This window comes from Thermobacillus sp. ZCTH02-B1, from assembly GCF_002159085.1.
GTDB lineage: Bacteria > Bacillota > Bacilli > Paenibacillales > Paenibacillaceae > Thermobacillus.
In genome coordinates this window covers 49,458-61,516 of the sequence record NZ_LZRU01000012.1, presented here as the reverse complement: position 1 = coordinate 61,516, position 12,059 = coordinate 49,458, and the positions used below count along the sequence as shown (strand labels likewise).

Here is a 12,059-nt window from a genome sequence, read left to right as displayed (position 1 = left end):
ATGGAACCGTTCGTTCGGATGGAGGGTGCCGGTCCCTCGCTGTTCCTGCTGCGCGCCTGGATGGAAGAGACGCCGGGTCTTACGGCCGGCATCACGGGCCGGGAAGGCGGCGTGAGCGGCCCGCCGTGGGCGTCGCTGAACCTGGGGCTGCACGTCGGGGACGACCCGGAGGACGTCCTCCGCAACCGCGATCTGGCGGCGCGGGCGGCCGGCTGGGAACCGGAAGCCTGGACGTGCGCCGAGCAGGTGCACGGCTGCCGCATCCACCGGGTCGTCCGCGCGGACCGCGGCCGGGGTGCGAGGGACGCGGCGTCGGCGATTTCCGGCACGGACGCGATCATGACGGACGAGCCGGGCATTCTGCTCGCGTCGTATTACGCGGACTGCGCGCCTCTCCTGTTCCACGACCCGTCGAAGGGCGCCGTGGCGCTCGCCCACGCCGGCTGGCGGGGGACGGTGCTCGAGATCGCCGCGCGTACGATCGAGGCGATGGAGCGGGAATTCGGCAGCCGTCCGGCGGACATCCGCGCCGCCGTCGGCCCTGCGATCGGCCCGTGCTGCTACGAAGTGGACGGCCCGGTCATCGAACGGGCGCTGCCGCTGGCGGAGGCGCTCGCGGCGGACACCGGCGCGCGGCTCGAAACGATGATCCGCTTGACGGCGGATGGCAAAGCAAGGCTCAACTTGAAAGAAATGAACCGACAGATTATGATAAGATCAGGAATCATGCCGGATCGCATCGCCGTGTCGTCCTACTGCACCGGCTGCCGGACGGATCTTTTCTTTTCGCACCGCCGGGAAGGCGGCAGGACGGGAAGAATGGCGAGCTTCATCGGCATGCGTGAGAGGTGAACCGCCGTGTCGATCCGGGCGAGACTGGACGAGGTGGATCGCCGCATCCGCGAAGCCTGCGCCCGCAGCGGCCGCCGGCGGGAAGATGTCGAAATCGTCGCCGTGACGAAATACGTCAGCATCGAGACCGCGCGGGAAGCGCTCCGCTCCGGGCTCGTCCATCTCGGCGAGAACCGGTGGCAGGAAGCCGCGCCGAAGCTTCGCGCCCTGCAGGAGGAGGACCCGCGGCCGACCTGGCATTTCATCGGCACCTTGCAGACGAACAAGGTGAAGGATGTCGTCGGCCGGTTCGCGTATATCCATTCGTTGGACAGGCCTTCGCTGGCCGAAGCGATCAACCGGCGCGCCGAACAGCTCGGCATCCGCGTGCCCTGCTTCATCCAGGTCAACGTCTCCGGCGAGGCGACGAAACACGGCCTTGCGCCGGAAGAGCTGATCGGCTTTGCGCGGACCCTGGCGGATATGCGGGGCATCGCCGTCGCCGGGCTGATGACGATGGCGCCCCATGTCGAAGACCCGGAAGAGGCGCGGCCGGTGTTCCGAAGGCTGAGGGAGCTCAGGGACGAGCTGAACCGGGCCGCCGTCCTGCCGGAGGAAGCGCCCGGGCTTTCCATGGGCATGTCGAACGATTTCGAGGTTGCGGTCGAGGAAGGCGCGACCTGGCTCCGGCTGGGGACGATTCTGGTGGGGAAAGAGGAGGCTGTGTCATGAGCGTCATGAGCCGTTTCATGAGTTTTCTCGGACTTCAGGAAGAAGAGGAGATCGTGGAGCGCCGGTCGTCCTCCGATCTGGAGCAGGAGATCGAAACGCCGGTGTTCGAACCGCGCAAAACCTTGAAGAACGGCAATGTCGTCAGCATCCATGCGCAGAAGAACGTCCGCGTCGTGCTGAGCGAACCGCGCTCGTACGACGAGGCGCAGGAGATCGCGGATCATCTGCGTTCCCGCCGTTCCGTCGTCGTCAACCTGCAGCGGATCCGGTCCGACCATGCGATCCGCATCGTGGACTTCCTGAGCGGCACCGTCTATGCGCTGAACGGGTCGATCAACAAGATCGGGCCGAACATTTTCCTGTGCACGCCGGACACGGTGGAAGTGCAGGGCACGATCACGGACATGCTGGCGGACGACAACGAATACAAGCGATGAGGTGAACTCGTGTCGGAGCTCGCATCATTTATCTGGATCGCTCAAGAAATTTACTCCTTCGTCATCATCGCCTATGTGCTGCTGTCCTGGATTCCGAACGCCCGTGACAGCTTCGTCGGCGAAATGCTCGGCAAGCTGGTCGAACCGTATCTCGAGCCGTTCCGACGCCTTATCCCGCCGATCGGCGGCATGCTCGACGTCTCGCCGATCGTCGCGCTGATCGCATTGCACTTCATCGCGAGAGGCCTCATCGCGGTGATCGATTTCTTCGTGTGATGAGACAGGAACTGTATGTCCATTTCCGCCCGGACGAGCGGCCGTTCGTCGACCGCGCGCTGGACTGGGTGGAGCGGGCGGCCGGCCGGCACCGGGAGATCGTGACCGACTTCCTCGACCCGCGCCAGCAGTTCATTCTGCGCTCGATCGCGGGCCGGGAGCCGGATGTCGCCATGAGGCTGGACGGCGGCTGGCCGGATGCCGAGCGGAAACGCGCCGTCATCGTGCCGGCCTACCGCGATCCGGAAGACGTGGACGCGGGCATCGTCGTGTTGGCGGTGGAGGCATCGGGCGGCCGGTTCATCCAGCTTGACCACGGCGACTATCTCGGCGCCCTGCTCGGGCTCGGCATCAAGCGGGATGTGATCGGCGACCTGCACGTGCGGGAGGACGGGTGCCATTGCCTCGTCACGGCGGAGATGGCCGGCTATCTGCAGGCGAATCTGACGCAGGTGAACCGCGTGCCCGTCCGCACGGCCGTCCTTCCCCTGGAGGCGCTCCGGGTTGTGGAGCCCGAGCTGGAAGTGTCGGTCATCACGGCGGCCTCCCTTCGTCTGGACGGCGTGGCGAGCGACGCGTTCCGGATCAGCCGGTCGAAGATTGCGGAACCGATCCGCGCGGGCCGGTGCCGGGTGAACTGGAAGATCGAGGATGATCCTTCCGCCCGGCTCGAGGAAGGCGACGTCGTCTCGCTGAAGGGGTTCGGCCGTTTCAAAATCCTCAAGGTCGAGGGCCCTACCCGGAGCGGGCGTCTGCGCGTGACAGTCGGCAAATTTGTCTGAGCGCGTGCAGGAATTCGATCGGAACCTGTCGAAAGGGTACGTTACCGTTCGCGCAATGTGAGGAGGAGGTGCGTCACATGCCGCTGACGCCGCTGGATATTCACAACAAGGAATTCAGCCGCCGCTTGCGGGGTTACGACGAAGATGAGGTGAACGAGTTCCTTGACCAGGTGATCAAGGACTACGAGGCGCTCATCCGCGAGAACAAGGAACTGCAGAACCAGGTGCTGGCGCTGCAGGAGAAGCTGAACCATTTCGCCAATCTCGAGGAGACGCTGAGCAAGACGATCATCATCGCCCAGGAAGCGGCGGATGAAGTGAAGAACAACGCGAAGAAGGAAGCGCAGCTCCTCATCAAGGAAGCGGAGAAAAACGCCGACCGGATCATCAACGAGGCGCTCGCGAAATCCCGCAAGATCGCCCTCGAGATCGAGGAGATGAAGAAGCAGGCGGCGATCTACCGGACCCGCTTCCGGACGCTGGTCGAGGCGCAGCTCGAGCTCCTCAACCAGGACGGCTGGGATGCGCTCGAAGGTGTTGCGGCGACCCGCGAGAACCGCGAGCTGACGGGCCAGGAGTAGGGGGCCTTCCGGTTGACATTTGCGGTTTCCGCGCGTATCTTATAAGGACAGGTACAATTGCATGCGGTTGAAATTCGTTGACGAGAACGAGTAAGCTGCAGCGGTCGTTCCACAGAGAGCCGGCGGTTCGCTGAAAGCCGGCGTTCGATCCGCAGCCGAAAATCCTCTCCGAGAAGCGCGGCCGAACCCGCGGAGCCTTCCGGGGCTTCACGGCAGTAAGCCGCGACGGCCGTCCGCCGTTATCCGGACGCGCAGACCGCGGTCTGCGGCGAAGTGCCGTCGGCGCGCGCCCCGTCCTTCGGGTGATGCGGGCATGGCGCGGGCGGAATGAGGGTGGTAACGCGAGCCAGAAGCTCGTCCCTTTCGGGGCGGGCTTTTTTTCATGAAGGCAGACGAAAGACGACGGGAGTGGTGAAGGTTGCAACGCGTAGACGTCAAGGAGCGGGCGCGGGCCCGTGAACAGCGCATTCTCGAGAAATGGAGACGTGAGAACACGTTCAGGCGGTCGATCGAAAACCGCGCCGGAAGGCCCAACTACGTGTTCTACGAGGGGCCGCCGACCGCAAACGGCTTGCCGCACATCGGCCACGTGCTCGGCCGCGTGATCAAGGACTTCATCGGCCGCTACAAGACGATGTCCGGCTATCGCGTCGTGCGCAAGGCGGGCTGGGATACCCACGGCCTGCCGGTCGAGCTCGGCGTCGAGAAGGAGCTCGGCATCTCCGGCAAGCAGGAGATCGAGAAGTACGGCGTCGAGGCGTTCGTGAAGAAGTGCAAGGACAGCGTCTTCATGTACGAGCGGCAATGGCGCGAGATGACCGAGGCGATCGCCTACTGGATCGATCTGGACCATCCGTACATCACGCTGGACAACTCGTACATCGAGAGCGTCTGGCACATCCTGGCGACGATCCACAGGAAGGGCCTGCTCTACCGCGGCCACCGTGTGAGCCCCTACTGTCCGAGCTGCCAGACGACGCTCAGCTCGCATGAGGTGGCGCAAGGGTATGAGGACGTGAAGGATCTGTCCGCCACGGTCAAGTTCCGGCTCAGGGACGAGGACGCGTCGATCCTCGCCTGGACGACGACGCCGTGGACGCTGCCGGCCAACACGGCGCTGGCCGTCCATCCCGACCTGACCTACGTCCGCGTCCGCAAGGACGGGGAGGTCTACATCGTCGCCGAAGCGCTCGTCGAGTCGGTCATGAAGGAAGACTACGAGATCGTCTCGAAGGTGAAGGGTTCGGAGCTGATCGGCCTGGCCTACGAGCCGCCGTTCCGCTATGTACCGGTCAAGAACGGGCATGTCGTGATCGGGGCGGATTTCGTCAGCGCTTCGAGCGGTACGGGCATCGTGCACATCGCGCCGGCGCACGGCGAGGAGGACTACAAGGCGGCCCAGGCGAACGGCATCGACATGCTCACCGTCGTCGATGCCGCGGGGCGGTACGTCGACGCGGTGACCGATTTCGCCGGCCGGTTCGTGAAGGACTGCGACGTCGACATCGTGAAGATGCTGGCCGAGCGCGGCCTCCTGTTCGCGAAGGAGCGCTACGAGCACAGCTATCCGTTCTGCTGGCGGTGCAAGACGCCGCTGCTCTACTACGCGACGGAGAGCTGGTTCATCCGGACGACGGCCGTCAAGGATCAGATGATCGCGAACAACCGCGGGATCGAGTGGTATCCGGCCCATCTCCGCGACGGACGGTTCGGGAACTTCCTCGAAGAGCTGGTCGACTGGAACATCAGCCGGAACCGCTACTGGGGCACGCCGCTCAACGTCTGGGTGTGCGGGAGCTGCCGGGGCGAGTACGCGCCGGAGAGCATCGCGGATCTGCGCGCGCGGGCCGCTCATCCGGTGCCGGAGGATCTCGATCTCCACAAACCGTATGTGGACGAGGTGAAGCTCGCCTGCCCGCATTGCGAAGGCGGCGTGATGACGCGCACGCCCGAGGTGATCGACGTCTGGTTCGACAGCGGTTCGATGCCGTTCGCCCAATACCACTATCCGTTCGGCGACCGTGCGACGTTCGAGGACCAGTTCCCGGCGGACATGATCGTCGAGGGGATCGACCAGACGCGCGGCTGGTTCTTCAGCCTGCTGGCCGTCTCGACGCTCTATACCGGAAAGGCGCCGTACAAGCGGGTCATCTCGACCGGCCACGTCCTCGACGAGAACGGCCAGAAGATGTCGAAGTCGAAGGGCAACGTGATCGACCCGTGGGAGCTCATCGAGGCGTACGGCGCGGATGCGACCCGTTGGGCGCTGCTCGCGGACAGCGCGCCGTGGAACAGCAAGCGGTTCTCGCGCGGCATCGTCGCCGAGGCGAAGTCGAAGGTCATCGACACGATCGTCAACGCGCATGCCTTCTACGCGCTGTATGCGTCGATCGACGGGTTCCGGCCCGAGGATCATCCGTACCGGCGGCCGAAGAACAGGCTGGACCGCTGGATTCTCTCGCGGCTGAACAGCCTGATCCGCGACGTGAACAAGGGGCTCGAGGCGTACGATTTCCTGAATCCGGCGAAGCGGATCGAAGCGTTCGTCGACGAGATGAGCAACTGGTATATCCGCCGCTCGCGCGACCGGTTCTGGGGCAGCGGGCTGACCGAAGACAAGATCGAGGCGTATCAGACGCTGCACCGGGTGCTGCTCGATCTCGCGCGCCTCATCGCGCCGTTCACGCCGTTCGTTGCGGAGGATGTCTACGTGAACCTGGGCGGCGGCGAAAGCGTGCACCTCGCGGATTATCCGCAGGCCGACGAGTCGCTGATCGACGAGGAGCTGGAGCGCGACATGGAGACGACGCGCCGGATCGTCGAACTTGCGCGCAGCGTGCGCAACGAGGCCGGCATCAAGACGCGTCAACCGCTCTCCGAGCTGATCGTGTCGCTCAGCCGTCCGTTCCCGCTGGCGGAGTACGAGGCAATCATCCGCGACGAGATCAACGTGAAGCGGATCGTCGTCGAGGAGAGCGACAGCGGGTTCGTCGAGTTCGAGCTGAAGCTGAACCTGAAGCTCGCCGGCAAGAAATACGGCCGCCACGTCGCGCCGATCCAGGCGTACCTCCGGTCGCTGCCCGCGGAGGCGGCGCGCCGCGCGGTGCTGGAGGACGGCGGGCTCGACTGGACGTCGCCGGAGGGCGAGACGATGCGGATCCCGCTCGACGAACTGCTCGTCGAGAAACGCGCCAGGACGGGCTTCCGCGCGGCATCGGGTGACGGGATCACGGTTGCGCTCAACACGGACATCACGCCCGAGCTCGAGCGCGAGGGCCGGGTGCGGGAAGTGATCCGCGCCGTGCAGGACATGCGCAAGAAGCTCGATCTGCCGATCGAGGCGCGGGTCCGGCTGCAGCTTGACGTGCCGGCCGAACTCCGGGCGGCGCTCGAGGAATTCGACGAGCTGTTCCGCGCGAACGTGCTCGTGCGGGAGATCGCGTTCGGTCGCGCGGACGGCATGGAGACGGCGCAGGCGGGCGACGATACGATCGGAATCCGGATCGATCTCTGAGGACATACTGGATAGAAGACAAGCGAGGATAACGGGCCTTCGCGGCTCCGTCCCGCCGGGGACGGACCGGGGCTCGTTTTTCGTTGCGAGCAGAAGGCGGGCGGCGCGGCGGAATCCGCGGCCGGCGCGCGAAGCCCGCAAGGAGGCGGACGGCGTGGACGAACGGACGGAAGAACGGTCGGGCCGGGAGGACGCACCGACCGCAAGGGCGGCGGCGGATCGGTTCGGGAGGGCGGACGGGGAACCGTCCGGGAAGCCGGACGGCCGGTCCGCGCAGCCGGATAGCCGGTTCGGACAGGCCGACGGACCGTCCCGGCGGGAGGAAGACCGCGGCCGAAACGACCGGATGGATTGGCTGGCAAGGGAATTGGACCGGCTGTCGGTCGGCCTCGAGCGGGCGAAAATATCGGAGTACGTCGATCTGCTCAACCGGCCGATGTCGCTGATCTGGCGCAATCTCGTCGCCGGCATGGCGCGGGGCGTCGGCATCGCGATCGGCTTCACGTTCTTCGCCGCGACGATCCTGTACGTGCTGCAAATGCTCGGCAAGCTGAACCTGCCGATCATCGGCGACTATATCGCCGACATCGTGCGCATCGTGCAGCGGCAGCTGGAGGGGCGGACGTATTGACGGGTGTCGGCGGCAAATGTTGCTGATGAAGGAACAGTCCTTGCGGAGGGAGCGGTCGAGGAGCGTGGGAAGCGGAGGCCGATCTTGCCGGCCGGCGCCGTGGGTGGGAGAGTTCCTGCTGGGGTGCAGCCCGATCCAGCATTTGGCCGCGGCGCTTGTGCTGTTGTTGCCGCTGTACGAGAGGCGGTGCGCTGCTTATTCGGGAGGTCGCGAGGCGCACCGGGCGCGGCCATCCGGCGATCGTGCTGCTGGGCGCGCAGCGCGTTCGTCGCCCGGCCCGGGAACGGTTGGGCCGGGCTGGCCGCGGGCTTGTTGCTGCTTGGCGCGACATGGGGTGTCGTGCGGCGCGGGTCGCGCCCCCCGGTTGGAACCGATGAACGGTATGGCGTACCGCGAACGGGCGGATCCCGCCTTGTCTAGGACTCTCCGTCCAACCGGATGTCGACCACCGGATCGGGCTCGAGCAGCGGCTCGCCCTCGCCCTTCTCCAGATACTCGTCATACGCCCGGCCGCGGACGACCGTCCGGTGCCGCCCCGTGATGTCGGTCGCGAGGAAGCTTTCGATCGGCTCGACGAATCCTTCGTGCTCCTCCGCTTCGATCGCAAGCTGCTCGTCATCCGCCCCGGGATTCTCCGCCAGCGCCGGCGAGTCCGACGTACCGTACGATTCGACGATTTGCCAGGCGTCCTCGCCGTCGAACCCGCTCCATGAGCCGTGACCGTCGAGGCTGGTCCGGCCGAACGGGGGCATGAGAACTTCTTCCTCGACCGGCCGCCGCTCCGGTTCGTTCCGCTGCGGCGCATGTCGGACGCAGTACAGCGTCTCGGGCACGGCCTCGAGGCGCTCCCGCGGAATCGGCTCGCCGCAGGTCCGGCAGACGCCGTAAACGCCCTCGTCCATCGCCTGGAGCGCCTCCCGGATGCGCCGCAGCTTGAGCTCGTCGCCTTCGAGCAGCGCGAGGTCCTTCCCCCGCTCGAACGTCTCGGACGCGATGTCGGCCGGATGGTTGTCCAGCACGGACAGCTCGCCCGTGCCGCTCCGCGCCTCCGCTTCGAGGCCGCGGCTTTCGCTTTCCTTCAGCCGCCTCTCCAGTTCGGCGGCTTCCGCCTCGAGCCTCCGTCTCATCTCCGCCACAAACGTGCCCTCGAACGCCATCATGCGGTCAGCTCCCTTCAACCGTTGCAGTCGGTCAGTAGGTTGCGCGCGGCGGTCTATTTTTATCTGGCAGTCGGCAAGGTATCGGGTTGAAGGAAAGGAAAAATATTCCTTGTCCGGGTGTGGAGCGGGACTGCGCACTTGTGATACAATGATTGGGACATGCGGCATTGCGGAGCGATTCGGCGGAAAGCCGATTCGATCACGGGGCGGAGGGACGCGAAGTGAAGCATTTGCGCTATTATGCCGTTGCGGCGGTCGTGTTTTTTCTGGACCAGCTGACGAAGAAAATCATTGACGCGAATGTGCCCTTGAAAGAGACGATCAGCGTCATCGGAGACTTTTTCCTCATCACGCACGTGCTGAACGACGGGGCGGCCTTCAGCATGCTGCCCGGCGCCCGGACGCTGTTCATCGTGATCACGATCTTCGTCGTCATCGGCATCATCTGGTACACGGAGAGAAACCGGCGGACCGGGAGGCCCTTGCTGCTCACGGCCTTCGGGCTGGTGCTCGGCGGGGCGCTCGGCAACTTCGTCGACCGGGTGCTGTACGGCCATGTGATCGATTTTCTGCAGTTCAATTTCGGCAGCTACACGTTCCCGATCTTCAACGTGGCGGATGTGGGCATCACGACCGGCGTCGCCCTGATTCTGCTCGACGCGGTGCTGGACATCCGCCGGGAACAGCGCAAGGCGCACAGCGCGTCGGAAGGAGACGGAGAAGGACATTCCCATGACTTCGCAAGCGGACAGAAAGCCGACGAGCCCGCACGATGAGTGGACCCAGGAGTGGGTCGTGACGGAGGCGGAGGCGGGCGGGCGGATCGACAAATTCGTGGCGGAATCCGCCGAGGAAGGCGTCTCGCGCACGCAGGTTCAGGAATGGATCCGCGCGGGCGCCGTCACCGTGAACGGGCAGCCCGTCAAGCCGAACTACCGGCTCGCGCCGGGCGACGTCGTCGCGGTGACGCCGCCGGAGCCCGAGGACGCCGACATCCGGCCGGAGCCGATACCGCTGAACATCGTCTACGAAGACGGCGACGTGATCGTCGTCGACAAGCCGCGCGGGATGGTCGTTCATCCGGCGCACGGCCACACGTCGGGAACGCTGGTCAACGCGCTGCTCCATCACTGCCGGGATCTGTCCGGCATCAACGGGCGGCTCCGGCCGGGCATCGTCCACCGGATCGACAAGGACACGTCCGGACTGCTGATGGCCGCAAAGAACGATCTCGCGCATCTTTCGCTCTCGGAACAGCTTCGCGCGCACACGGTCGAGCGGGTCTACATCGCGCTCGTGCACGGCAACCTTCCGCACGACCGGGGCACGATCGACGCGCCGATCGGACGCGATCCGCACGACCGGAAGAAGTTTGCCGTGACGGCCGGCGGCAAGCCGTCCGTGACGCATTTCGCGGTCATGGAGCGGTTCGGCGACTACACGCTGGTGCGGCTGGAGCTCGAGACGGGACGCACGCACCAGATCCGGGTCCACATGAAATACATCGGCCATCCGCTGGCCGGCGATCCCGTCTACGGACGGGCGAAGACCGTGCCGCTGGACGGGCAGGCGCTGCACGCCGCCGTGCTCGGATTCGTCCATCCCCGGACGGGCGAGCGGCTGCGCTTCGAATCGCCGATCCCCGGAGATTTCCGGCGCATTCTGGAGATGCTGCGAAGCCGGTAAAGGACCGGGTGGAATGCCGCAAGAGTACAAATTTTCGAGGGATTATTCCATTACGATCCGCGCTGCCGGACGGTATGCTGGAAGACAGCACGGGCCGGGGACCGCGCCAGGATGCGGCCCGACGAAAGGTGATGAACCCGGTGGCCAGGATCAATCCGCACTACAAGGAATTGCGGGGCAGCTATCTGTTCTCGGAAATCGCGCGACGGCGGGCGGCATTCCAGAAGGAACATCCGGAGGCGGACATCATCAGCCTCGGCATCGGGGACGTGACGAGGCCGCTTCCCGAAGCGGCGGCCGCCGCGATGCGCGCCGCGGTCGACGAGCTGACGAGGGAGGAGACGTTCCGCGGCTACGGTCCCGAGCAGGGATACGATTTCCTGCGGGAGGCGATCGCCCGCCACGACTATCGGGATCGGGGCATCGACGTCCGGCCGGAGGAAGTGTTCGTCAGCGACGGTTCGAAATGCGACGTGGGCAACATCCAGGAGATTTTCAGCCAGGACGCCGTCGTCGCGGTGCAGGACCCGGTCTATCCGGTCTATGTGGACTCAAACGTCATGGCGGGCCGGGCGGGCGCGTACGACCGGGAGACGAACCGGTACCGGAACATCGTGTACCTGACCTGCAGCCGGGAGAACGGCTTCAAGCCGTCGCTGCCCGGGCGGAAGGTCGACCTCATCTATCTCTGCTATCCGAACAATCCCACGGGCGTGACGCTGACGCGGGACGAACTGAAGCGGTGGGTCGACTACGCGAAGGAGAACGGCAGCATCATCCTGTACGATTCCGCGTACGAGGCGTTCATCCGCGAGGACGGGGTGCCGCACAGCATCTACGAGATCGAGGGTGCGCGGGAAGTGGCGATCGAGTTCCGCAGCTTCTCGAAGACGGCCGGCTTCACCGGCGTGCGCTGCGCCTATACGGTCGTGCCGCGGGACCTCAAGGCGAAGGACGACGAGGGCGGCGACGTCGTCGTCGCGGATCTGTGGAACCGGCGCCACACGACGAAGTTCAACGGCGTCTCCTACGTGACGCAGCGCGGCGCGGCGGCGCTCTACACGCCGGAGGGGAAAGCGCAGATCGCCGCGCTCGTCGACTACTACATGGCGAACGCGCAACTGATCCGCGAGGGGCTCCGGGCAGCCGGCATCGAGGCTTGCGGCGGCGTCAACGCGCCGTACATCTGGCTGAAGACGCCGGACGGCTACGACTCCTGGGCGTTCTTCGACAAGCTGCTGCGGGAAGCGCACATCGTCGGCACGCCGGGCGTCGGTTTCGGACAGGCCGGTGAAGGCTATTTCCGGCTGTCGGCCTTCGGCAGCCGCGAGAACACGGAGCGGGCGGTCGAACGGATCGCGAAGCTCAAATGGTAGCGATCACGGATTCATGCGGGGAAGCGGGTCCTGCGGCCGGGTCCGTTTCTTCC

Annotated in this window: 11 protein-coding genes, 1 pseudogene and 1 other annotated feature; of the genes and pseudogenes, 11 read left to right on the top strand and 1 reads right to left on the bottom strand. The window is 65.5% G+C overall.

Going from position 1 to position 12,059, the window contains the following annotated elements:
* From pgeF to A9Z00_RS05145, 8 genes and pseudogenes are all read left to right on the top strand, one after another.
* The gene (pgeF, locus tag A9Z00_RS05180) at positions 1-852 is read left to right on the top strand and encodes a peptidoglycan editing factor PgeF (RefSeq protein ID WP_296975100.1); all 852 of its coding nucleotides are present in this window, start codon (positions 1-3) and stop codon (positions 850-852) included.
* A gap of 6 nt (positions 853-858) precedes the next feature.
* Positions 859-1,563, top strand: coding sequence for a YggS family pyridoxal phosphate-dependent enzyme (locus A9Z00_RS05175; RefSeq protein WP_296975099.1), 705 nt, complete (start codon positions 859-861; stop codon positions 1,561-1,563).
* Complete coding sequence (locus A9Z00_RS05170) at positions 1,560-2,000, top strand: cell division protein SepF (RefSeq protein WP_296975098.1); 441 nt, start codon at positions 1,560-1,562, stop codon at positions 1,998-2,000. Before A9Z00_RS05175 ends, A9Z00_RS05170 begins: the two co-directional genes overlap by 4 nt.
* Before the next feature lie 9 nt (positions 2,001-2,009).
* Positions 2,010-2,276 carry a YggT family protein gene (locus A9Z00_RS05165; protein ID WP_296975097.1) on the top strand — a complete coding sequence of 89 codons (267 nt, stop codon included), beginning with the start codon at positions 2,010-2,012 and terminating at the stop codon, positions 2,274-2,276.
* Complete coding sequence (locus A9Z00_RS05160; RefSeq protein WP_296975096.1) at positions 2,276-3,058, top strand: YlmH family RNA-binding protein; 783 nt, start codon at positions 2,276-2,278, stop codon at positions 3,056-3,058. The genes A9Z00_RS05165 and A9Z00_RS05160 overlap by 1 nt, the downstream gene beginning before the upstream one ends.
* 77 nt (positions 3,059-3,135) lie before the next feature.
* The gene (locus A9Z00_RS05155) at positions 3,136-3,639 is read left to right on the top strand and encodes a DivIVA domain-containing protein (protein ID WP_296975095.1); all 504 of its coding nucleotides are present in this window, start codon (positions 3,136-3,138) and stop codon (positions 3,637-3,639) included.
* A gap of 68 nt (positions 3,640-3,707) precedes the next feature.
* Positions 3,708-4,004: a binding site (T-box leader), on the top strand.
* 53 nt (positions 4,005-4,057) lie between these two features.
* Positions 4,058-7,153, top strand: a complete 3,096-nt coding sequence (ileS, locus tag A9Z00_RS05150) for an isoleucine--tRNA ligase (protein ID WP_296975094.1) — start codon at positions 4,058-4,060, stop codon at positions 7,151-7,153.
* Positions 7,154-7,541: 388 nt separating this feature from the next.
* Positions 7,542-7,784: pseudogene (locus A9Z00_RS05145) on the top strand (DUF5665 domain-containing protein); the annotation flags it as partial.
* A 416-nt stretch (positions 7,785-8,200) separates the two neighbouring features.
* On the opposite strand, the gene A9Z00_RS05140 reads toward A9Z00_RS05145, so the two are convergent.
* Positions 8,201-8,944: a TraR/DksA C4-type zinc finger protein gene (locus A9Z00_RS05140; RefSeq protein WP_296975093.1), complete on the bottom strand. Its 744-nt coding sequence runs from the start codon at positions 8,942-8,944 to the stop codon at positions 8,201-8,203.
* A 230-nt stretch (positions 8,945-9,174) separates the two neighbouring features.
* On the opposite strand from A9Z00_RS05140, the gene lspA reads away from it, so the two are divergent.
* From lspA to A9Z00_RS05125, 3 genes are all read left to right on the top strand, one after another.
* Positions 9,175-9,720 carry a signal peptidase II gene (gene lspA / locus A9Z00_RS05135; protein ID WP_296975440.1) on the top strand — a complete coding sequence of 182 codons (546 nt, stop codon included), beginning with the start codon at positions 9,175-9,177 and terminating at the stop codon, positions 9,718-9,720.
* The gene (locus tag A9Z00_RS05130; protein WP_296975092.1) at positions 9,677-10,630 is read left to right on the top strand and encodes an RluA family pseudouridine synthase; all 954 of its coding nucleotides are present in this window, start codon (positions 9,677-9,679) and stop codon (positions 10,628-10,630) included. The genes lspA and A9Z00_RS05130 overlap by 44 nt, the downstream gene beginning before the upstream one ends.
* A gap of 140 nt (positions 10,631-10,770) precedes the next feature.
* Complete coding sequence (locus A9Z00_RS05125; protein WP_296975091.1) at positions 10,771-12,006, top strand: LL-diaminopimelate aminotransferase; 1,236 nt, start codon at positions 10,771-10,773, stop codon at positions 12,004-12,006.
* Positions 12,007-12,059: the final 53 nt, after the last annotated feature.